Here is a 20,166-nt window from a genome sequence, read left to right as displayed (position 1 = left end):
GATGGGGATGACGCGGCGGCGCAGCCAGGGCGTGATCGCGCCGGTGTAGCCGTTGGTGGCCACCACCACGTCGCGCGCGCGCACCGGCCCGCGCGGGGTGTCCAGCCGCCAGCCGCCCGCGTCGGGGGTCAGCGCCGTGACGGGGGTGTCGCCCACCACCCGCGCGCCCGCCGCACCCACCCGGTCCAGCAGCCCCCGGTGATAGCGCGCGGGGTCGATCGCGGCGTGGTGGGTCTGCACCACGCCGCCGTGATAGGCGTCGGTGGCGATCTCGCGGTGCTGTTCGGCGCGGGGGATGACGATGCAGTCGGGGTCGGTGTCCGCGCGCCGGGCCATGGCGTCATAGGCGCGCGGGGTGTGGGCGCCGTTGAACCGCCCGCAGATGGCAAAGGCGCAGTCGATCCCCTCCTCGGCCACCAGCGTGGCCATGTAGTCGAGCGAGGCGCGCCCCTCGGCGATCACGGCGCGGGCGCGCTCGGGGCCGAGGCGGCCCGACAACCCCGCCAGATCCGGCTTGATCGCGGTGGAGATCTGCCCGCCGTTGCGGGTCGAGCATCCCCACCCCGGCGCCTGCGCGTCCAGCACCAGCGTGTCGCGCCCGCCGCGTGCGGTGCGCAGCGCCGCGTTCAGGCCGGTGTAGCCCGCGCCGATCACCGCGACCTCGGTGGTGGCGGGCAGGGGGGCGGTGTCGTCCTGCGGCGCGGGGCCTGCGGTGTCCCACCAGTAGGGCGTGGTCTTCATGTCGGGCAGCAAGGGGTTCATGGGCACCTCCGCCGCGCAGGCTACGCCATCGCGCGGGGCGGCGTCGATGCCTTGCCGGCGGCGAGCGGGCCTTGTCGGCGGCGGGCCGGGAGGTTATCTTGCTGGCCAGATGGCTAGCCAGTTGGAGGCACCGCGATGTGGACGCTGCAGGACGCCAAGAACCGCTTTTCCGCCGTGGTGGACGCCGCCATCGCCGGCCACCCGCAGGAGGTCACGCGCCGGGGCAAGCCCGCCGTCGTGGTGCTGTCGGCCGCCGAATATCACCGCCTGGTGGCCGAGGCCGCCGTCCGCCGCGAAAGCTTTGCCGAGCATCTGCTGGCGTTTCCCGGTGGCGATGTCGCGCGCGCGCAGGTCCGGCCCCGCGACGTCGCGTTCTGATGTGGGTGCTGGATACCAACGTGATTTCCGCCGTGCGACGGCCCGACCGCGCGCCGCAGGTGGCGGCCTGGCTGCGCGGGCGGGCCGAGGCGGAGCTGTTCCTCAGCGTCATCACCCTGGGCGAGATCGAGCGCGGGATCGTGGCGCAGGAGGTGGCCAACCCCGCCTTTGCCGCCGATCTGCGGGCGTGGCTGGATCGCACGCTGCGGGTGTTCGGGGATCGCATCCTGCCGTTCGGGGCGGCGGATGCGCGGATCTGGGGGGCGCTGTCGCAGCGGCTGGGCCATTCCGGCGCGGACCTGATGATCGCGGCCACGGCGCTGGCGCATGGCGCCACGGTCGTCACCGGCAACACGGGTGATTTCCGGGCCACCGGGGTGGCGCTGGAAAACCCGTTCTGACGCGGGGGGGCTGTCAGCCTGAAATGGACAGCGTGGCGCGGCTGTGGCGGCCGTCGGCAAGGCTTGCGACGACCAACGCCGCCACATCGGCACGCGCCACCGTCTGGCTGCGGATGCGCCCGTCGGGGCTGATCAGCGCGTTGCCCGTGGCCGCGCCATCCGTCAGGCCCACCGGTTGCACGATCACGAAATCGGCGGGGCTGGCCTTCAGCGCGGCCTCCTGTTCGGCCTTGTCGGCCATCAGCGGCCCGAGGAACAGGTCCAGATACAGCCGCATGTACCACGGCGCCGCGGCGCGGGTGTCGCCCACGCCATAGGCGCTGACGATGACCACCCGCGCGCCCTCGGGCAGGGCCGCGAGCACATGGCGCGTGCCCGCCGCGCACACCCCGCTGCACGACGCGGCGCGCCGCCCCGGAAGCCAGTCCAGCGCGCCGGGCCGGTCGCCGAGCGCGACCACCACCGCCTGCGCGCCCTGATCGCCCGCGCCGCCTGCCATGGCGCGCGCGACGTCCTGGGCGCGCATCGCGTCGCCGGTGACGACGGACAGCCCCTCGGCCGGGGCGATGCGGGCGGGGTCGCGCACCAGCGCGGTGACGCTGTGGCCCGCCGCCAGCGCCTGTCGGGTGACGGCGCGGCCGGTGCCGCCGGTGGCGCCGAGGATGGTGATCTGCATGGCCCCCTCCGGGATGTCTCAGGCGGTCAGCACCGCGATCAGGATGGCGATCAGCACGGTGCTGACGATGTGCAGCACCTGTTCGATGTTCTGCAGCGTCTCGTGCCGGCGGCGCGCAAGCCAGGCTTGCGGGCTGTCGGTCTGCGGCCAGCGGTCCAGCGCCGCGCGATCCGCCCGCCGCTTGGCGCGGAACTCCAGCACGTTGAGGGTGATGAGCACCGCCACCGCGCCGAGGATCAGCGCCGGTCGTATCCATGTGTCCATGCAGCCCTCCGTGCGATCCCGCAAACATACGCGCGCGGGGCGGCGTGGCAACCGCGGGCTTCAGATCGAGACGCGCTCCAGGATTTCCGCGCGGGTGACATCGGCTGCGGGGCGCGACAGCACGACCTCGCCGCGGTTGAGGACGCAGAATTCGTCCGCCAGCCCGTAGGCGAAGTCGAAATATTGCTCCACCAGGACGATGGCGATCTCGCCCTCGTCGCGCAGAAGCGCGATGACGCGGCCGATCTGCTGGATGATGTTGGGCTGGATGCCCTCGGTCGGCTCGTCCAGCAGCAGCACGCGCGGGCGGGCGATCAGGGCGCGGGCGATGGCGAGCTGCTGCTGCTGGCCGCCCGACAGATCGCCGCCGCGCCGGTCCTTCATCTCGCGCAGGACGGGGAACAGCTCGTAAATGCGCGCGGGGATGTGGCGGTCGGCGCGCGGCAGGCAGGCGAAACCGGTCTGCAGGTTTTCCGTCACCGTCAGCAGCGGAAAGATCTCGCGCCCCTGGGGGACATAGGCGATGCCCGCGCGGGCGGCGGCGGCGGCGGTCAGGTGATCCAGCGGCGCGCCGTCCAGCGTGATGGTGCCGCCCGAATACGGATGCCGCCCGGCGATGGCGCGCAGAAGCGACGTCTTGCCCACCCCGTTGGTGCCCATGACGGCCGTCACCGCGCCGCGCCGGGCCGTCAGCGACACGCCATGCAGGATCTGCGAGGCGCCGTAGTGCAGCGTCAGGTCGCGCACCTCCAGCATCCTCAGCGCCCCAGATAGACGTCGATCACCCGCGCGTCGCGGGTGACATGGTCGAGCGAGCCTTCGGCCAGCACGCGCCCTTCGTGCAGCACGGTGACGCGGCAGTCGAGGCGGCGGACGAATTCCATGTCATGCTCGATCACCACGACGGCGCGGGTGCGCGCGGCGGATTTCAGGATGCGGGTGGTGTGTTCGCGTTCCGCGGGGGTCATGCCGGCGGCGGGTTCGTCGACCAGCAGCAGTCGCGGGTCCTGGGCCAGCAGCATGCCGATCTCCAACCATTGTTTCTGCCCGTGGGAGAGGTCACCGGCGCGGTGGGCCAGACGCTCGGCCAGGCCGATTTCGGAGGCCAGCTCGGCAATGCGCGCGGCGTCCTGCGGCCCGGCGCGCCAGGCCAGCACGCTGAACACCCCGCGCCGGGCCTTCAGCGCCATCGCCAGGTTCTCGCGCACGGACTGTTCCTCGAACACGGTGGGTTTCTGGAACTTGCGGCCGATGCCCGCGCGGGCGATCTGGGATTCCGACATCGCCAGCAGGGATTGCGACCGCTCGCCCCAGATCACGCGGCCGGAATCGGGGCGGGTCTTGCCGGTGACGATGTCCATGAAGGTGGTCTTGCCCGCGCCGTTGGGGCCGATGACGGCGCGCAGCTCCGGCTCGTTGATCGCCAGCGACAGCCCGTTGATGGCGCGGAACCCGTCAAAGGTGACGTGAACGTCGGAGACCTCCAGCAGCGCGGTCATTGTTTCCTCACCAGCCAGTCGAACAGCCCGCCGATCCCGCGCGGAAAGAACAGCGTGACCAGCACGAAGCCGAGGCCGAGGATCACCTGCCACCAGTCGGTCCAGACGATGCGGTAGAACCCCAGGTCGATGTTCGGCGCGCCGCCCCCGGTGAACCAGCTCGACAGCAGCGACACCACCGCGGCCCCGATCACCGCGCCATAAAGCCGCCCCCGCCCCCCGATCGCCACCCACACCGCCAGATAGATCGAGGCGATCGGCGCCACCTGCGCGGGGTTGATGATGCCCGCCTGCGGGTAATACAGCGCCCCCGCGATCCCCGCGATCACCGCCGTCAGGGTGAAGACAAAGAGCTTGTAGCCCTCCACGTTGTAGCCGAGGAAGCGCACGCGGGCCTCGTTGTCGCGGATCGCGCGGATGACCGAGCCGAACTTGCCCGACACCACCCAGGCAAAGGCCAGATACCCCAGCCCCAGCGCCAGCGCCGAGGCCCAGAAGAACCACATCGCGATCACCGACTGCGGCACGTCCAGCGCACCGGGGATGTTCTGCAGCCCCGACAGCCCGTTGTTGCCGCGCAGGCCGCTGTCGTTCTGGAACAGGTGCAGCGCCAGCGCGAGCGTCATCGCCTGCGTCAGGATCGACAGGTACACCCCCGTCACGCGCGACCGGAACGCCAGCCACCCGAACACCAGCGCAAGCAGTCCCGGCACCAGAACCACCAGCGCCAGCTGCGCGGGCAGGGAATGCGCGAAGCTCCAGATCGCCGGCAACTCGGAGCTGCCCACGACGCCGAAGATCTGCGCGGCGGTGGCCTCGGCGACCTCGGCCTCGGTGGGGGGGATGGTGCCGGCGGCCAGCGACTCGCGCACCAGGATCTCGGTGCGCGCGTACATCAGCCACATGCCGATGGCATAGCCGCCCAGCCCGAAGAACGCGAAATGCCCGAGCGACAGAATCCCGCAATACCCCCACACCACGTCCATGGCGACGGCCAGCAGGCACAGGCACAGCGTCATCCCCAGCACCTTCACCAGCGAGGTGGAGATCACGCCGAGCCCGAAGCCTTCGGCCAGGATGCTGACGGCGAGGGTGAAGACCCCCAGCAGCGCCATGAACCACAGCACCGAGGGGTGGTCGCGCAGCACGCTGCGGCGCGGTGTGTCGGCCATGGTCAATCCCCCGCCGCGCGGCCCTTCAGGGCGATGATGCCCCGCGGCCGGAACTGGATGAACAGGATGATGAACAGCACCATCCAGGTTTGGGCCGCCAGCGTGTTGGCGGGGTTGAACCACTCGATCCCCTTTTGCAGGAACCCGATCAGCCCGGCGCCCGCCAGCGTGCCGAAGACGCTGCCGACACCGCCCACCACCACGGTCATGAAGCTCTGGACGATGTAGTTCGCGCCCATTTCCGACGTGACCTGCGCGAACAGCCCGATGGCCACCCCGGCGGTGCCCGCGATCCCCGATCCCAGCCCGAAGGTCAGCATGTTGATGCGGTCCGGGTTGATCCCCATCGACGCGGCCATGCCGGGGTTCTGCGTGACCGCGCGCACCTCCAGCCCCAGCCGGGTGCGGTTGAGGATGTAGAGCAGCAGCAGAAGGAACAGCACCGCCATCACGAAGATCGCCACCCGGATGGTGGAGATCGACGCGATGTCGTTGATCCGGATCGCGCCCGCCAGCCAGTCCGGCGCCGTCAGCGGCCGGGCCTGCGGCCCGAAGATGTTCTTGGCCAGCTGTTGCAGCGCGATGGAGATGCCGAAGGTCGCAAGCAGCGTCTCCAATGGCCGGGTATACAGATGCCGGATCACCAGCCGCTCCATCGCCACGCCCGCGGCGAAGGTCACGGCGAAGGCCAGCGGCAGCGCCACCGCCAGGCTGAGGGTGTGGCCCGGGATCAGCGTCTGCACGACATATCCCGTATACGCCCCCATCATGATGAATTCGCCATGCGCCATGTTGATGACCCGCATCACCCCGAAGGTGATCGCCAGCCCGATGGCGCCGAGAAAGAAGATCGACGCCAGCGACAGCGCCTCCAGGCTGAGGTTCAGCGCCTGGAACAGCCCCACCCGCGTGCGCGTGCTGTCCAGCGCGGCGCGCGCGGCGTCGGTGACGGCCGGGTCGTCCTCCTGGTATCGGTCGAAGAACACGACGGCGTCGACGGCGGCGCGCATCTCGGCCTCGGTCGGCAGGGGGGGGACGCGGCCTTCGGCCTCCAGCGCGCGCCAGGCGGCGCGGCGGGCGTCCTCGGTGGTCAACTGGTGCACGGGGATGCCGCCGACCGCGCCGTCCTCGACATTGGCGCGCAGCGCGTCGCGGATGGCGGTGCGGCCGGGGCGGGGGTCGACCAGCCCGTCGGCGGCCAGCCGGGCATGCGCGCGCAGCGGGTCGATGTCCACGCCGACGGTCAGCACGCGCGCGATATTGGCGCCCTCGGGCAGGGCGGGGGCGTGTTCGGACCGGGTCTGGAGGATCTGGTTGAGGACGCCGCGCGCCTCGGTGCCGACGTCGCCGGCCAGCGCCTCGATCGCGGCGATGCGCTCGGGGCCGGTGCCAAAACGGGCGGTCAGGATGGCCAGGAGGCGCTCCTTGCGGGCGCGGATGGCGGGGTCGGGTTCCTCCCCGATGGCCGCGCGCAGCAGCGGGATCTGGCCGGGGTCGGGGCTGCGGGCGATCGCCTCGGTCGCGGCGATGCGGCGTGCGGGATCGGGCGAGGACAGCTCGAACCGCACCAGCGCCGCGGCGATTTCCGAGCGCACCCCGGCGTTGGGGCGGATTTGCGTGACGTCGCGGCTGGTGACGGTGGCGACTTCGGCGCCGGTGTCGATGTCGATGAGGGTCACGGCGCGCCCCTCGCCGTCGCGGGCGATGAAGAACAGGCCGTCCTCGGGGCGCTGCACCACCTCGCGCTCGGACCAGGCGCGCAGGAACGCGGGCGTCGCCTCCAGATCGGCGTCCATCAGCGCCGACAGCACGGCGGGCACGGTGCGGCGGGAGGGGTTGGCGACCTCGGCCTGCACGCCCTGCAACACCTGTTGCAGGGGCGCTTCCTGCGCCGACAGGGACGGCGCCCACAGCATCAGCCACAGCATCAGCCACAGCGGCAGCAGCCATGCCCACCGGCACGCCGCCCGGATCGGACGCGGCATCATCGACGGCCCCCTCTCGGGCTTGGGGCGGGGGGCGCACCCCCCGCCCGCGTGGATCAGAAGTTGGAGCCGATCTGGACGCAGGTTTCGGTCCTTGTGTCGAACATCCCGCAGCCCAGCGTCTGCCAGTCGCTGGTCAGATGCGCGCTGTCGGCGACAAAGGGGCTCCAGGCCTCGCCGGGGATCTCCTCGGTCTGGGAGATGATGTCGAACTGCCCGTCGGCGCGGATCTCGCCGATCAGCACCGGCTTGGACAGGTGGTGGTTGGGGTTCATCACCGCCATGCCGCCGGTCAGGTTGGGGAACTCCTGGCCCCACATCGCCTCGCGCACGGCGTCGACGTCGGTGGTGCCGGCCTGTTCCACCGCGTTCACCCACATGTTGAAGCCGATGTAATGCGCCTCCATCGGGTCGTTGGTCACGCGGTTCGTGTCGCCGATGAAGGCGTGCCAGGCGGCGATGAACTCCTCGTTCTCGGGGGTGTCGGCGGACATGAAGTAGTTCCACGCCGCCAGATGCCCCACCAGCCGCGAGGTATCGAGGCCCGACAGCTCCTCCTCACCGACCGAGAACGCGATCACGGGGATGTCGTCGGCGCTGACGCCCTGGGCCGCCAGTTCGTTGTAGAAGCCCACGTTGGCGTCGCCGTTGATGGTGGAAATGATGCCCACCCGCTGCCCGCCGGCCCCCAGCGCGATCACGTCCGACACGATGGTGGACCAGTCGGAGTGGCCGAAGGGGGTGTAGTTGACGAAGATGTTCTCGTCGGGGATGCCGTTCTCGGACAGGAACGACTGCAGGATGGTGTTGGTGGTGCGGGGATAGACGTAATCGGTGCCCAGCAGCGCGAAGACCTCGATCCCGAGTTCTTCCAGGAAATACTCCACCGCCGGGATCGCCTGCTGGTTGGGCGCGGCGCCGGTGTAGAACACGTTGCGCGAGGATTCCTGCCCCTCGTACTGCACCGGATAGAACATCAGCCCGTTGAGTTCCTCCAGCACCGGCAGCAGCGCCTTGCGGCTGACCGAGGTCCAGGCGCCGAAGATCACGTCGACCTCGTTGACGGTCAGAAGCTGGCGGGTCAGTTCGGCAAAGCGCGGCCAGTCGGAGGCCGGGTCGACCACCACCGCCTCCAGCTCGCAGCCCAGCAGGCCGCCGGCGGCGTTCTGCGTCTCGATCAGCATCAGCATCACGTCGCGCAGCGTGGTTTCCGAAATCGCCATGCTGCCGGAGAGCGAGTGCAGCACGCCCACCTGGATCGGGCAGGAGACGTCCTGCGCCTGCAGGGGGGCCGCGGCGGCCATGAGGGCGGCGACGGCCCCGGCGGGCAGAAGCGTGCGGGGGGTGGGCATGTGACATCCTCCTGTCGGTGCGCGGCCGCTGGCGCGGGGGTCGGACCCGCGCGGGCGCTGCCATGTTCTTGTGCCTGGGCCGCAGATGTGTGCGGCCCGGATGCAAGCTGTTGCATGGCGTTGGCGCGGCGCAACGCGCGGCGCGCGGCGGTGGCCGGGCGGCGGCTGTGTGGTGCCCGCAATTCAGGCGGAATGTCCGGCGCGCGCCCGCAAACCGGGCGGCGCGCGCAAGCGGTCAGAGCCGGACGAGCTGCTTGCCGAAGTTCGCGCCCGCCATCATCCGGCAGAACGCCTCGGGCACACGCTCGAATCCCTCCAGCACGTCCTCGCGGAAGGTGATGTGCCCGTCGCGGTGCCACTGCGCCAGGCGCGACAGGGCGGCGTCGCGCAGATGCCACCAGTCGAACACCACCAGCCCCTGCACCCGCGCGCGCGTCACGATCATCCGCGAACTGGCGCGCAGGCCGATGTCGCGGTCGGCGGGCTGGTCGACCACCGCGATCCGGCCACAGATGATGACGCGCGCATGGGTGGCCAGCCGCGCCATCACCGCGTCATGGATCGGCCCGCCGGTGTTGTCGAAGAACACATCCACCCCGCCGGGGCAGGCCGCGTCCAGCGCGGCCCCGATGTCGGCGGTGCGGTGGTTGATGACCTCGGCCGCGCCCAGGTCCCGGCAATGCGCGAGCTTGTCGTCCGACCCCGCGATGGCCACCACCCGCGCCCCCATCAGCCGCGCGATCTGGATCGCCACCTGCCCCACCGCGCCCGACGCGGCCGAGATCACGACGGTTTCCCCCGGCAGCGGCCGCCCGATCTCGGTCAGGCCGACAAACGCCGTCAGCCCCGGCATCCCGGCCCATCCCAGGCTTGCCTGCGGGGGGATGCCGGGGGGGATGCGGTTGGCGCGCGCGGTGCCGGGGCGGTCGGGGTCCAGCACGGCGTGTTCGCGCCAGCCCATGGCCATGGTCTCGACCATCTCGCCCACCGCCCAGCCGGGGTGGTTGGAGGCGACGACCTCGGCCACGCCGCCGCCCTGCATCACCTCGCCCGGGGCGACGCCCGCGGCATAGTTCGCCCCCGGCGCGATCCGCCCCCGCATGTAGGGGTCCAGCGACAGCCAGCGCGTGCGCACCAGGATCTGGCCCGGGCCGGGTTCGGGCATGGGCGCGTCCTCCAGCCGCCAGGTGGCGGGCGTGGCGGGGCCGTCGGGGTGGTGGTCCAGGACCCATTGGCGGTTCATCGGCATCCCCCGTGTTGCGTCGGCCCTGACCTCGCAGGCCGCCCGGGCGCTGTCAAACCCCGCCTTGATGCCGCCCGGCGCCCGTGCCAGCCTGCCGCCACCCGAAGGAGGACCCCATGCAGATCGACCCCGACCGTATGCTCGCCGACCTTGACCACCTGCGCACCATCGGGGGGCAGGGGACGGGGGTGGCGCGGCGGGCGTTTTCCGACGCCGATGTGGCGGCGCGCGCCTGGCTGGCGGGCCGGATGCGCGCGGCCGGGCTGGAGGTGACGGTGGACGCCTGCGGCAACCTGTTCGGGCTGCCGCCGGGGGATGCGCCGTGCCTGCTGGTGGGATCGCACAGCGACACGCAGCCGCTGGGCGGGTGGCTGGACGGCGCCTGGGGGGTGGCCTGCGGGCTGGAGCTTGCGCGCGCGGCCATCGCGGCGGGCGGCCCGCGCATCGCCGTGGTGTCGTTCCAGGACGAGGAAGGGCGCTGGGGCCGGCTGACCGGCTCCACCGTGTGGACGGGCCTTGCGCCGTTGTCGGCGATGGACCCCAACCCCGACGGCGACGGCACCGAGGACATCACCTTCGCACAGGCCCGCGCCCGGGTGGCCGACATCGCGCCGTTGGGCGTGGTGCCGCCGTCGCGCTTCATCGGCTTCATCGAGCCGCACATCGAACAGGGCCCGGTTCTGGACACCGCCGGCGAGGCCGTGGGCGTGGTGGAGGCCATCGTCGGCTCGCGCCAGTGGACCATGCGCCTGGAGGGCGAGGCCAACCACGCCGGAACCACGCCGATGGCCCTGCGCCGCGATGCGCTGCAGGGCTATATCGCGCTGGCGGGCGCGGTGAACGACGCGTTTGCCGACATGGTCGGGCCGCGCACCGTCTGGACGCTGGGCCGGGTGGTGGTGGAACCCAACGCGCCGTCCATCGTGCCGGGGGCGGTGGGGTTCACGGTGCAGATGCGCGACCCCGACGCGGCCCTGCTGGATGCGCTGGCGGCGCGGGTGCTGGCGCTGGCCGAAGGCATCGCCGCCGCGCGCGGCCTGACGCTGGAGGCGACCGAGAGCATGGCCGTCGCGCCCACCGCGCTGGACCCGCGCCTGCGCGCCGCCCTGGCCGAGGCCGCCGAGGCCACCGCACCGGGGCGCTGGCGGACGATGCCCTCGGGGGCGCTGCACGACGCCTCCAACGTGGCGCATGTGCTGCCAAGTGCGATGATCTTTGCCCCCTCCATCGGCGGCATCAGCCACAACCCCGCCGAAGACACCCGCCGCGAGGACCTCGCGCTGGCGCTGCGGACGCTGGGTGCCGCCGTCACCCGGATCTCCAACGCGATCTGAACGGGGCGAGGGCGGGGCGGGCGCATTCAGGGTGTCGGCAACGCCTTGCCGATCCGGGCCGGGGTGCCGGGCGGGGTGGTTGTGCCCGCGTGTCGCGCCGCCCACATGACCGCCGGTAACACGCAATCCCAAGGAGATCCCATGCGCCGTGCCCTTCCGCTGTCCGCCGCCCTGGCCCTGAGCCTTGCGCTGCCCGCGCTGGCTGATGTCGCGCCGCCCGCCGACGCGCTGCCGCTGTCCGAGATCCTCGCGCAGGTCGAGGCGTCGGGCGATGTCGCCTATTTCGAGGAGGTCGAATGGGACGACGACGGCTATTGGGAGGTGGAGTACCGCCGTGCCGATGGCGCCAAGGTTGAACTGAAGCTCGACCCCGTCACCGGAGAGACCCGCCGCTGAGGCGGGGCGCCGTGGCCCGCCCCCGGAGGTGGCCCCGGAAATGGCGCGGCGGGCACGCGGATCGCCCCCGGCGGTGGGCCGGGGGCGTGTGATGGCGGTCCGGCGCGCCTCAGCCCGCCGAGCAGTGCGCGCCGGCCGGCGCCTGGCCCGAGCCGAGGGCGGCGGGCGGCGGCACCTCCCACGGGTCGATCGGCGCCGACAGCAGCGCGTCGGCCCCCACCAGCACCGCGACCAGCGCCAGCGCAATCAGGCCCACGGTGGGACGGGTGATGCTCATGCCGGTTGCCCCCTGTGGATCATGGCGCGCTGCACCAGCAGGCGCGGCCGCAGCCGCAACCCCAGCCCGGAGCCCGCAAAGGCCGCCGCAAACCACACCCAGCCATGCAGGCTGCCGGTGGAAATGCCGCTGAAGAACGCGCCGACGTTGCAGCCGAACGCCATCCGCGCGCTGTAGCCCAGCACCAGACCCGCGACCAGCACCGCCACCCAGCTTGGCACCGTCAGCGCCGCGGGCGGGGCGCCCGGATCGGATTTCCAGCGCATCGCCAGATACGCCCCCGCGATCAGCCCGATGTTGGTCAGCGAGGTCACGTCGGTCAGGATCGACGCGCCCAGACGCTCGGCGTTGGCGGGGGCCGACCAGAAGGCGGTGGCGGCCAGATCGGCGCCGCCGGCCTGCGCCACCTTGGCGCCCCACAGGCCAAGCCCATAGACGATGCCCCAGGATTGCCCCGCCACCACCAGGTTCAGGATCGCCAGCACCGCGATCAGCCCGGCGGCGATCCACAGCCGCACGGGGGGGATGCGCTTGCCCGCCTCGGCCCGGCGCCAGGCGACGGCGCCCACCGCCGCCAGCCCCGCCAGCGTCAGGACCAGCCCGCCCGTGGGCCCGGCGATGCCCTGCAAGGTCAGCGTGGGCAAGGTGCCCAGCCCGGTCCAGAAGCCCAGGTGCAGCGTGCCCGCGAAGCTGCCCGCGACAAAGCCCGCCAGCGCCACCAGCCCCACGATGTTGCCGCTGCCCGCGTTGACCAGCGTGCCCGAGCCGCAGCCCAGCACGATCTGCATGGCGATGCCGAACACGAACGCGCCCAGGATCATGCCGATGCCGACGGGGGCGTGGGCGCCCGACAGCTCGTTCGGGGCCATGGCCAGCAGCGGCAGCGCCACCGCCGCCGTCACCCCGATGGCGCCCAGCTGCGCCAGCAGGCCGCGCGCGTCACGATCGGCCACCATCGCCCGCCACGGCCCGGCAAAGCCGAAGCGCAACCCCTCCAGAACCAGCCCGAAGCCGAGGCCGATGGCCACCAGGAACGCCGCCCGCGGCCCCGCCCAGGCAAAGGTCAGCCCCACCAGCACCAGCGCGAACGCCGTCAATCCAACCCTGCGCGCGATCATCCGAAGATCCCCACGATCCAGTTGCGGGTCTGGGTGACATAGACCGACAGCCGCCCCGGCGCGTTGTCCAGCGGGCGCCCGGCGGCGGTCCATTCGGCCATGCTTTCGGCATAAAGCCGGGTGTCGGGGACGCCCGCGATTTCCGACAGGGCGAACCAGTTGGTCGCGGCCCAGTGCCCGGTGTTGCAGAACGACACGGTGAGCGAGGCCTGCGCGCCGCGCTCGGCGGCGATCTGCGCGACCTCGTGGGGGGGGCGCATGCGGGTGCCGTCGAACCAGACCTCGTGCGACAGGTTGCCGGCGCCCTGGATCGTGCCGCCGCGCGCGATGGACCACAGCCGCCCCTCGAAGAAGCCCTGCGGGCGGGCGTCGATCAGGTCGGCAGTGCCGTCGGCGACGCGGGCCTCGACCTCCTGGGTGGTGACGCGCCAGGCGTTGGACCAGGTGGGGGCAAAGTCCGACGGCGCGATCTCGGCGGGGGTGGTGGAGACCGGCAGGCCGGCCTCGGCCCAGGCGGCGAACCCGCCGTTGACCAGCGCCAGATCCTCCACGCCCAGCGACTTCAGCGTCCAGTACACCCGCGCGGCGGCGCCCATGTCGGTGGTGTTGGCGCCCGAGTGCACGACCGCGACCGGGGTCTGCGCGTCGATCCCGAGCGCGCGGAGGAGGTCCCCGAACTCCTCGGCCGGGCGGATCGCGCCGGGGTTCTGCGGCGGGCCGCGCCATTCGGCATAGGGGGCGTGGGCCGCGCCGGGGATGTGGCCGGCGGCAAAATCGCCGGTGACGTGGATCACCCGGATGTCGTCGCCGCCGTCCTCCAGCATCGTGGCCAGCGCCGCGGGCTCCAGCAGCGGCGCCCAGCCCGGCGGCGCGGCCAGCGCGGCGCCCGAGGCGCCCGCAAGCAGCGCCCCGGCAAGGGACAGGGTGGCAAGGCGGTGGCGCATGGTGTCCTCCGGGAACTGCGATAAGGGGTCACGGGGGGACTTAACGGGTTTTTTCGCGATGAAAAGTGCAGGGTCGCGGATGCGGCCCCGCGCGGGCGGGTCCGGGTGCGACAGGCGTTCCGGCGCGGGCCGGGGCGGTGGACGGATGTCCCGCGCCCGGCGGCGGGGGCCGAACGTGCGGCCCTATTTCGCCGGTTCCGCCTGCGGTTCCTGCGGTTCCTGCGGGCCGAGGCGCGCGCGCAGGGCGCTCACCAGCGCGGCCTCCTCGGCGTCGTTCAGAACGCGGGTGCCCAGCAGGCGCATCGCGCGCAGCGCATGCACCGCCAGGAACGCCAGCGTGGCGAATTCGGGGTCGCGGGCATCGGCGCGGATGCGGTCCAGGAACACCCGTTCGCGCGCGCCCACCGGCGCCAGCAGCTGCGGATGATCCGCCAGCGCCGCCAGATGCGCCGGAGACGGCGGCGGCCCGTCGGTGCAATCGTGCAGGTAGCGCGCCAGATAGGCGTCGATGAGCCTGTCTGGCCGTCTGTCGGGCCGTCTGTCGGGCCGTTTGGCGGGCTGCTTGTCGGGCGTGTCGCGGGCCATCGCGTCGGCCACGCCATCCGCGCGCCCGCTTGCGGCGTCCAGCGCGGCCTCGGTCTGGTGCAGGTGGTCGGCCACCAGCGCCTCCAGCAGATGCGCCTTGGTGGGAAAGTGATAGAGCAACCCGCCCTTGGAGACCCCGGCCTCGGCCGCCACCGCATCAAGCGACAGGTGCCCCGGCCCGTCGCGCCGCGCCAGCGCCTTTGCGGCGGCCACCAGCCGCGCGCGGGTGTCGGGCTTCGGGGTGTCGGCTTTGCGGGTGTCGGGTTTCTGGGGGTCGGGCTTGCCCGTGCGGGGCTGCGCATCATCTGTGCAGCCGTGCCGGGGGGCTGTGTCGGGCATGGCGGGCCTTTGCGTTGACTTGACCGTCCGGACGGTATAGCGCCTCCGGCAACCCTGCCACAACCCCCACGGACCCCCATGACCAAGCGCATGATCATAGCCCTTCTGGTGCTTGCCCTCGTGGGTGGGGGCCTGGTGGGCTTCAACATCTTTCGCGACCGCATGATCGCGCAGTTCCTCGCCGACCGCCCCGAGCAGGTCCTGCCGGTGGAAACCGTGCTGGCCGAGGCGGTGGTCTGGCGCCCCACCCTCCAGGCCATCGGCACCATCAACGCCGCCCAGGGCGTGGAGCTGACGGTGGAGGCCGCGGGCATCGTGCGCGCCATCGCGTTCGAGGCCAACGCCGACGTGCAGGCGGGCGAGCTGCTGCTGCAGATGGATGACGAGGTCCAGCAGGCCGACCTGACGGCGGCGCAGACCCAGCTGGCGCTGGAGCGCGCCAATCTGGCGCGCGAGCAGGAACTGCAAAGCCGGGGCGTGGCGTCGGATGCGCGGCTGGACCAGATCCGCGCGGCCTTCGATGCCGCCACTGCCCAGGTCGCCCGCGCCGAGGCGGTGATCGGCCAGCGCCGTCTGGTGGCGCCGTTCGACGGCACCATCGGGCTGTCGCGGGTGGACCGGGGGGCCTATGTCTCGCCGGGGACGGCGGTGGCGACGTTGCAGGACCTCGACACCATGCGGGTGGATTTCAGCCTGCCGGAACAGGCGCTGCCGCAGCTGGCGATCGGCCAGCGGCTGCATGTCCGCGTGGATGGCGATCCGCGCAGCTTTGACGGGGAAATCACCGGTATCGACCCGCGCGTGGATCCCGGCTCGCGGCTGGTGGCGGTGCGCGCGCGCATCGACAACCCCGACCGCGCCCTGACGCCGGGCCAGTTCGCCCGCGTCCGCATCGACCTGCCGGAGGAGGACGGCGTGATCGCCCTGCCGCAGACCGCCGTGACCACCAGCCTGTTCGGCGATTTCGCCTTTGTCGTGCGCGACCGCGACGGCGAGGACGACACGCTGGAGGCGCGGCAGGTGTTCGTCACCCTGGGCCGGCGCGACGGCGGCCGGGTGGAGGTGACCGAGGGCATCGCGCCGGGCGACCGCGTGGTGTCCTCGGGTCAGAACCGGCTGTCCAACCGCTCGGCCGTGAGCCTGGCGGAAACCGAAACCCCGCGCCCCGGCCCCGGCGACGAGATGCCGGCCGACGGCGACGCCATTCCCCCGGCGGAGGCCCGCCCATGAGCATCGCGGATCCGTTCATCAAGCGGCCCGTCGGCTCCACCGTGCTGGGGCTGATGATCGTGCTGCTGGGCCTGATGGGGCTGGCCGGGTTGCAGACCCGCCAGTATCCGGAGGTCGACGAGACGGTGATCACCGTCACCACCGTCTATCCCGGCGCGCCGGCCGAGCTGATCCAGGGGTTCGTCACCGCCCCCATCGCCACCGCCGTCGCCACCGCCGAGGGGGTGGATTTCGTCAGCTCGCAATCGCGCCCCTCGGCGTCGGTCATCACCGTGCAGATGCGGCTGGGCCAGGACCCCGACGTGGCCATGGCCGAGGTCATGTCCCGCGTCCAGGAGGTCCGCTCGCAACTCCCGCCCGAGGCCGAGGACCCCACCATCGTCAAGGGCACCGGCCAGACCTTTGCCACCATGTATTTCGCGGTCCAGAACCCGCAGATGTCGGCCGAGCAGGTCACCGAATACATCGAGCGGGTGATCGTGCCGCGCATGTCCACCATCGAGGGGGTGGCGGAATCCGAGGTGCTGGGCGCCTCCACCTTTGCGATGCGGGTGTGGGTCGATCCGGTGCGGCTGGCGGGGCAGGGCCTGACCGCCGGAGAGGTGCAGCAGGCGATCACGGATGCCAACTTCCTCGCGGCCCCCGGCCGGACGCGGGGGGAATTCGTGACCTCGGCCATCACGATGGATTCCACCCTCCAGACCCCCGAGGCGTTCGGCGAATTGCCCATCGCGGGATCGGGCAACGACGTGGTGCGGCTGCGTGACGTCGCGCGGATCGAGCTTGCGTCGGCGTCGACCGACATCGTGGTGACGTTCAACGGCGATCCCGGCACCTTCATCGCGGTGTTCCCCAGCCCCGGGGCGAACCCGCTGGATGTGTCGGCCAATGTGCTGGCCGAACTGCCGGCGTTGCAGGACAGCCTGCCCGACGGCATGACGATGGAGCTGATGTACGACGCCACCGAGCAGATCGCCGCCTCCATCGACGAGGTGCTGCTGACCATCGTGCAGGCGACCGTGATCGTGGCGGTGATCATCCTGCTGTTCCTCGGCTCGGTGCGGTCGGTGTCGATCCCGCTGGTGGCGATCCCGCTGTCGCTGGTGGGCACGCTGTTCGTGCTGTTCGTGATGGGGTATTCCATCAACCTGCTGACGCTGCTGGCGATGGTGCTGGCGATCGGGCTGGTGGTGGATGACGCCATCATCGTGGTCGAAAACGTCCAGCGCCACATCGACGACGGACAGTCGCCCATGCAGGCGGCGTTCACCGCCATGCAGGAGCTGTCGACCGCGATCCTTGCGATGCTGACGACGCTGTTCGCGGTGTTCCTGCCGCTGTTCTTCATCGGCGGGCTGACGGGGCAGCTGTTTCGGGAATTCGCGGCGGCGTTGGCGGGGGCGGTGTTCATCTCGGGGGTGGTGGCGCTGACGATCTCGCCGATGATGGCGGCGCGGGTGTTGCGGCCGGGCGGTGCGGGCAACCGGTTCCAGCGCCGTCTGGATGCGGGGTTCGCCCGGCTGGAGGGGTGGTACGCGCGCCGGCTTGCGGGGTCGCTGCGGTTCACGGCGGTGACGGTGGTGCTGGTGGCGGGGATCGCGGGGCTGACGGGGTTCCTGTTCGTCAACACCTCGGGCGAACTCGCGCCCGAGGAGGACGTGGGCGCGCTGTTTTCCTTCGTCAACGCGCCGGCCTATGCCACGGTGGATTACACCGACCACTACATCCGCCAGATGCGCGCCGCGACCGCCGACATCGAGGAGCTGCGCGCGGATTTCTCCATCGTGGGCTTCGGCGGGGCGACCAATTCCGCGATCAAGCTGTGGGCGTTCAAGGACTGGGCCGAGCGTGACCGCACCCAGGCCGAGATCCAGCAGGACATCCAGGGCCGCATCAGCCCGGTGGCCGGGGTGGAGGCGTTCGTGTTCGCGCCGCCCACCCTGCCGGGCGCGGGCGGCGGCCTGCCGATCGGGCTGGTGATCCAGTCCACCGGCGCCCCTTCGGAGGTGTTCGAGGTCGCCGACCGCATCCGCCAGGCCGCGCAGGCCTCGGGGCGGTTCCTGGTGGTGCAGAACTCCATGTCGTTCGACACCCGGCAGGTGCTGGTGGAGATCGACCGCGACCGCGCCGCCGCCCTCAACATTCCCGCCGCCCAGATCGGGCGCGCGCTGTCGATCCTGGTGGGTGACGGCGCCGCGACCCGGTTCGACCGCGACAGCCAGTCCTATGACGTCATCATCCAGGTGCCCGACGAATACCGCGACAACCCCGAGCGCCTGGGCGAGATCCACCTGCGCGCGCTGACCGGCGAACTGGTGCCGCTGTCGGCGGTGGCCGACATCGTCACCCGCACCGCCCCGCAGGCGGTGGAGCAGTTCAACCAGCTGAATTCGGCCACGCTGACGGCGCTGCCGATGATCGGCACCTCCACCGGCGACGGGCTGGCCGCCCTGGAGGAAATCGCCCGGGCTGAGCTGCCGGACGGCTTCTTTCTGGATTACGAGGGCCAGTCCCGGCTGGAGATGAGCGAGGGCAACACCGTCGCCGTCGCCTTCGTGCTGGCCATCGTGGTGATCTATCTGGTGCTGGCGGCCCAGTTCGAGAGTTTGCGCGACCCGTTCATCGTGCTGATGTCGGTGCCGGTGTCGATCTTCGGCGTGATCGTGCCGCTGAACCTCGGGCTGGGGACGCTGAACATCTATACCCAGGTGGGGATCATCACCCTGATCGGGCTGATCACCAAGCACGGCATCCTGCTGGTGGAGTTCGCCAACCAGCTGCGCGCCGAGAACGCCGACCGGGCCGAGGCGATGGTCGCCGCCGCCCGCCTGCGCCTGCGCCCGATCCTGATGACGACGGCGGCCACCGCGCTGGGGGTGGTGCCCTTGATGGTGGCCGAAGGGGCGGGGGCGGCCGCGCGCTTTGCCATGGGGCTGGTGATCTTTTCCGGGATCACGGTGGGCACGGTGTTCACGCTGTTCGTGGTGCCCGCGTTCTATGTGCTGATCGCCCGGCCCGTTCCCGCGCCCCCGCCCGAGGAACCCGAGGCCGCGGCACCCAGGCCCGCGGGCTCTCAGCCCGCCTGAGGTTCCCAGATGCTGTGACGGGTGCCGGCCGCGTTCAGCACGCGGCTGGCGGTGCGGCGGAACCCGAGCGACGCCAGAACATCCTCGGCCGGGCCGGGGTGGCGGGAAAACAGCGGCAGGCCGGTGCCAAAGCGCACCGGCTCCACCGTCAGGTGCACACGGTCGATGGCGCGGTGGTCGAGGAACCAGTCATGCACCGCCGTGCCCCCCAGGATCAGCCCGTTTCCCAGCGCCCGCACCCCGGCCACCCGCCGTGCCAGATCGCCCGGCGTCAGCCCGGCGGGGTCCAGCCACAGCTGCGTCGGGCGCATCCAGCCGCCGCCGCGGGACGAAAACACGATCCGCCGCCGGTCCGGGCGGTCGGCCACGGTGTGGGTGTTGCGCCCCATCACCCCCCAGTCCGCGGCCGCCACATCGGCGAAGAACAGCGCCTGTTCCTCGGCCGAGGCCCACAGATGCGGCGCATCGTCAGGGGCCCGCGCGATCAGCCCGTCAAGGCTTGTGGCAACGGTCAGGGTAAAGTGCGGGCGGGGCATCGGCGTCTCCGGGGCGCGGGGGGATGCGCCCCCTATGCCGGTCCGGATTGGCCACGGCAACCGGCCCGTCCTGCCCCGCGGCCCGCGATCCGCAGACGGCCACGCGGGTCGCGGGCGGCACCGGGACCGGACGCGGCGTGTGCCCTGCCCCCCGCGCCGGGCTCCGCTCGGATCTGGGCTCGGATCTGGGCTCGGGTCCGGAAGGCCGCTCCTGCGCGCCGCCGGCCACCGCGCGCGGGCCCATGCGGCGCCGTCGGGGCGCATCAAAGCTGCCGAAGAGATGTTCGAACATGGCGTCGTCGGGATCTTGGGCCATCACTGGAAACCTTTCGCACTCGTACCTGCATGCGACCAGTCTACCGCAAACCGGCCCCTGCGTGGAGGACGCAAAGGATAAAACGCGGGCTTCCTCCGGAACGTTCCCTGCCAATCGGACAGGTCGCGCAGGGGTTGTCGCGGGGGTTGTCGCGGGCCGCGCAAGCGGGGCATACCGGCGCCCATGGCGCAGCCCGACCCCACCCCGACGCCGCACAGGCCCGCTGCCGCGCCCCCGCGACCGGGCATGGCGCGGCAGCGGGCCTGTGCGGCG

At 71.8% G+C, this 20,166-nt stretch carries 20 protein-coding genes; 6 read left to right on the top strand and 14 right to left on the bottom strand.

The window, feature by feature from the left end:
* Positions 1–762: NAD(P)/FAD-dependent oxidoreductase (locus tag CCR87_RS10615; protein ID WP_201157499.1), on the bottom strand; the 762-nt coding region annotated here is incomplete at its 3' end.
* 135 nt (positions 763–897) lie between these two features.
* Here CCR87_RS10615 and CCR87_RS10610 point away from each other — a divergent pair.
* Together CCR87_RS10610 and CCR87_RS10605 are read left to right on the top strand one after the other, a co-directional pair.
* Positions 898–1,140 carry a type II toxin-antitoxin system Phd/YefM family antitoxin gene (locus tag CCR87_RS10610; protein ID WP_201157498.1) on the top strand — a complete coding sequence of 81 codons (243 nt, stop codon included), beginning with the start codon at positions 898–900 and terminating at the stop codon, positions 1,138–1,140.
* Entirely contained in the window at positions 1,140–1,541 is a 402-nt protein-coding gene (locus CCR87_RS10605) for a type II toxin-antitoxin system VapC family toxin (protein WP_201157497.1), read from the top strand. The genes CCR87_RS10610 and CCR87_RS10605 overlap by 1 nt, the downstream gene beginning before the upstream one ends.
* A 13-nt stretch (positions 1,542–1,554) precedes the next feature.
* Here CCR87_RS10605 and CCR87_RS10600 read toward each other — a convergent pair whose 3' ends face one another.
* The 8 genes from CCR87_RS10600 to CCR87_RS10565 all read right to left on the bottom strand — a co-directional run bounded on the left by CCR87_RS10600 (position 1,555) and on the right by CCR87_RS10565 (position 9,732).
* Positions 1,555–2,217, bottom strand: coding sequence for an NAD(P)-dependent oxidoreductase (locus tag CCR87_RS10600; RefSeq protein ID WP_201157496.1), 663 nt, complete (start codon positions 2,215–2,217; stop codon positions 1,555–1,557).
* 18 nt (positions 2,218–2,235) lie between these two features.
* Entirely contained in the window at positions 2,236–2,481 is a 246-nt protein-coding gene (locus CCR87_RS10595; protein ID WP_201157495.1) for a hypothetical protein, read from the bottom strand.
* Positions 2,482–2,541: 60 nt separating this feature from the next.
* Positions 2,542–3,237 carry an urea ABC transporter ATP-binding subunit UrtE gene (gene urtE / locus CCR87_RS10590; protein ID WP_201157494.1) on the bottom strand — a complete coding sequence of 232 codons (696 nt, stop codon included), beginning with the start codon at positions 3,235–3,237 and terminating at the stop codon, positions 2,542–2,544.
* Between the two features lie 2 nt (positions 3,238–3,239).
* Positions 3,240–3,980, bottom strand: coding sequence for an urea ABC transporter ATP-binding protein UrtD (gene urtD, locus CCR87_RS10585; RefSeq protein WP_201157493.1), 741 nt, complete (start codon positions 3,978–3,980; stop codon positions 3,240–3,242).
* A complete protein-coding gene (urtC, locus tag CCR87_RS10580; protein WP_201157492.1) occupies positions 3,977–5,152 on the bottom strand; it encodes an urea ABC transporter permease subunit UrtC in 1,176 nt (391 codons plus the stop codon). The genes urtD and urtC overlap by 4 nt, the downstream gene beginning before the upstream one ends.
* Before the next feature lie 2 nt (positions 5,153–5,154).
* Positions 5,155–7,080, bottom strand: coding sequence for an urea ABC transporter permease subunit UrtB (gene urtB, locus CCR87_RS10575; protein WP_201157500.1), 1,926 nt, complete (start codon positions 7,078–7,080; stop codon positions 5,155–5,157).
* 113 nt (positions 7,081–7,193) lie between these two features.
* Positions 7,194–8,441, bottom strand: coding sequence for an urea ABC transporter substrate-binding protein (gene urtA, locus CCR87_RS10570; protein WP_420850171.1), 1,248 nt, complete (start codon positions 8,439–8,441; stop codon positions 7,194–7,196).
* A gap of 283 nt (positions 8,442–8,724) precedes the next feature.
* On the bottom strand, positions 8,725–9,732 hold the full coding sequence (locus CCR87_RS10565) for an NADP-dependent oxidoreductase (RefSeq protein WP_242511952.1): 1,008 nt from the start codon (positions 9,730–9,732) through the stop codon (positions 8,725–8,727).
* 116 nt (positions 9,733–9,848) lie between these two features.
* On the opposite strand from CCR87_RS10565, the gene CCR87_RS10560 reads away from it, so the two are divergent.
* A complete protein-coding gene (locus tag CCR87_RS10560) occupies positions 9,849–11,066 on the top strand; it encodes a hydantoinase/carbamoylase family amidase (RefSeq protein WP_201157489.1) in 1,218 nt (405 codons plus the stop codon).
* Positions 11,067–11,207: 141 nt separating this feature from the next.
* Positions 11,208–11,462 carry a PepSY domain-containing protein gene (locus CCR87_RS10555; protein ID WP_201157488.1) on the top strand — a complete coding sequence of 85 codons (255 nt, stop codon included), beginning with the start codon at positions 11,208–11,210 and terminating at the stop codon, positions 11,460–11,462.
* Between the two features lie 109 nt (positions 11,463–11,571).
* On the opposite strand, the gene CCR87_RS10550 is transcribed toward CCR87_RS10555, so the two are convergent.
* The 4 genes from CCR87_RS10550 to CCR87_RS10535 all read right to left on the bottom strand — a co-directional run bounded on the left by CCR87_RS10550 (position 11,572) and on the right by CCR87_RS10535 (position 14,725).
* Complete coding sequence (locus tag CCR87_RS10550) at positions 11,572–11,739, bottom strand: hypothetical protein (protein ID WP_201157501.1); 168 nt, start codon at positions 11,737–11,739, stop codon at positions 11,572–11,574.
* Positions 11,736–12,857 (bottom strand): YeeE/YedE family protein, encoded by a 1,122-nt coding sequence (locus CCR87_RS10545; RefSeq protein WP_201157487.1) that lies wholly within the window; start codon positions 12,855–12,857, stop codon positions 11,736–11,738. Before CCR87_RS10545 ends, CCR87_RS10550 begins: the two co-directional genes overlap by 4 nt.
* On the bottom strand, positions 12,854–13,801 hold the full coding sequence (locus CCR87_RS10540; RefSeq protein WP_201157486.1) for a sulfurtransferase: 948 nt from the start codon (positions 13,799–13,801) through the stop codon (positions 12,854–12,856). Before CCR87_RS10540 ends, CCR87_RS10545 begins: the two co-directional genes overlap by 4 nt.
* Before the next feature lie 183 nt (positions 13,802–13,984).
* Positions 13,985–14,725: a TetR/AcrR family transcriptional regulator gene (locus CCR87_RS10535; RefSeq protein ID WP_201157485.1), complete on the bottom strand. Its 741-nt coding sequence runs from the start codon at positions 14,723–14,725 to the stop codon at positions 13,985–13,987.
* Positions 14,726–14,803: 78 nt separating this feature from the next.
* Between CCR87_RS10535 and CCR87_RS10530 the strand changes: the two genes are divergently transcribed.
* Together CCR87_RS10530 and CCR87_RS10525 are read left to right on the top strand one after the other, a co-directional pair.
* Positions 14,804–15,955 (top strand): efflux RND transporter periplasmic adaptor subunit, encoded by a 1,152-nt coding sequence (locus CCR87_RS10530; RefSeq protein ID WP_201157484.1) that lies wholly within the window; start codon positions 14,804–14,806, stop codon positions 15,953–15,955.
* Complete coding sequence (locus CCR87_RS10525; RefSeq protein WP_201157483.1) at positions 15,952–19,041, top strand: efflux RND transporter permease subunit; 3,090 nt, start codon at positions 15,952–15,954, stop codon at positions 19,039–19,041. Before CCR87_RS10530 ends, CCR87_RS10525 begins: the two co-directional genes overlap by 4 nt.
* Here CCR87_RS10525 and CCR87_RS10520 read toward each other — a convergent pair.
* Positions 19,029–19,577, bottom strand: a complete 549-nt coding sequence (locus CCR87_RS10520) for a dihydrofolate reductase family protein (protein WP_201157482.1) — start codon at positions 19,575–19,577, stop codon at positions 19,029–19,031. The genes CCR87_RS10525 and CCR87_RS10520 overlap by 13 nt on opposite strands.
* Positions 19,578–20,166 lie beyond the last annotated feature (589 nt).

It is taken from the genome of Rhodobaculum claviforme (assembly GCF_016653255.1).
In the GTDB taxonomy this organism is placed as follows: Bacteria; Pseudomonadota; Alphaproteobacteria; order Rhodobacterales; family Rhodobacteraceae; genus Rhodobaculum; species Rhodobaculum claviforme.
Note: the sequence above shows the minus strand (reverse complement) of the source record. Positions and strands in the feature narration are given on the sequence as shown.

Coding starts and splice junctions, on each gene's coding strand:
- CCR87_RS10555 (WP_201157488.1), top strand. CDS start 11,208: ATGCGCCGTGCCCTTCCGCTGTCCGCCGCCCTGGCCCTGAGCCTTGCG.
- CCR87_RS10520 (WP_201157482.1), bottom strand. CDS start 19,577: ATGCCCCGCCCGCACTTTACCCTGACCGTTGCCACAAGCCTTGACGGG.
- CCR87_RS10600 (WP_201157496.1), bottom strand. CDS start 2,217: ATGCAGATCACCATCCTCGGCGCCACCGGCGGCACCGGCCGCGCCGTC.
- urtD (WP_201157493.1), bottom strand. CDS start 3,980: ATGACCGCGCTGCTGGAGGTCTCCGACGTTCACGTCACCTTTGACGGG.
- CCR87_RS10595 (WP_201157495.1), bottom strand. CDS start 2,481: ATGGACACATGGATACGACCGGCGCTGATCCTCGGCGCGGTGGCGGTG.
- CCR87_RS10540 (WP_201157486.1), bottom strand. CDS start 13,801: ATGCGCCACCGCCTTGCCACCCTGTCCCTTGCCGGGGCGCTGCTTGCG.
- CCR87_RS10565 (WP_242511952.1), bottom strand. CDS start 9,732: ATGAACCGCCAATGGGTCCTGGACCACCACCCCGACGGCCCCGCCACG.
- CCR87_RS10545 (WP_201157487.1), bottom strand. CDS start 12,857: ATGATCGCGCGCAGGGTTGGATTGACGGCGTTCGCGCTGGTGCTGGTG.
- urtA (WP_420850171.1), bottom strand. CDS start 8,441: ATGGCCGCCGCGGCCCCCCTGCAGGCGCAGGACGTCTCCTGCCCGATC.
- urtB (WP_201157500.1), bottom strand. CDS start 7,080: ATGCTGTGGCTGATGCTGTGGGCGCCGTCCCTGTCGGCGCAGGAAGCG.
- urtC (WP_201157492.1), bottom strand. CDS start 5,152: ATGGCCGACACACCGCGCCGCAGCGTGCTGCGCGACCACCCCTCGGTG.
- CCR87_RS10530 (WP_201157484.1), top strand. CDS start 14,804: ATGACCAAGCGCATGATCATAGCCCTTCTGGTGCTTGCCCTCGTGGGT.
- CCR87_RS10525 (WP_201157483.1), top strand. CDS start 15,952: ATGAGCATCGCGGATCCGTTCATCAAGCGGCCCGTCGGCTCCACCGTG.
- CCR87_RS10535 (WP_201157485.1), bottom strand. CDS start 14,725: ATGCCCGACACAGCCCCCCGGCACGGCTGCACAGATGATGCGCAGCCC.
- CCR87_RS10610 (WP_201157498.1), top strand. CDS start 898: ATGTGGACGCTGCAGGACGCCAAGAACCGCTTTTCCGCCGTGGTGGAC.
- CCR87_RS10560 (WP_201157489.1), top strand. CDS start 9,849: ATGCAGATCGACCCCGACCGTATGCTCGCCGACCTTGACCACCTGCGC.
- CCR87_RS10605 (WP_201157497.1), top strand. CDS start 1,140: ATGTGGGTGCTGGATACCAACGTGATTTCCGCCGTGCGACGGCCCGAC.
- urtE (WP_201157494.1), bottom strand. CDS start 3,237: ATGCTGGAGGTGCGCGACCTGACGCTGCACTACGGCGCCTCGCAGATC.
- CCR87_RS10550 (WP_201157501.1), bottom strand. CDS start 11,739: ATGAGCATCACCCGTCCCACCGTGGGCCTGATTGCGCTGGCGCTGGTC.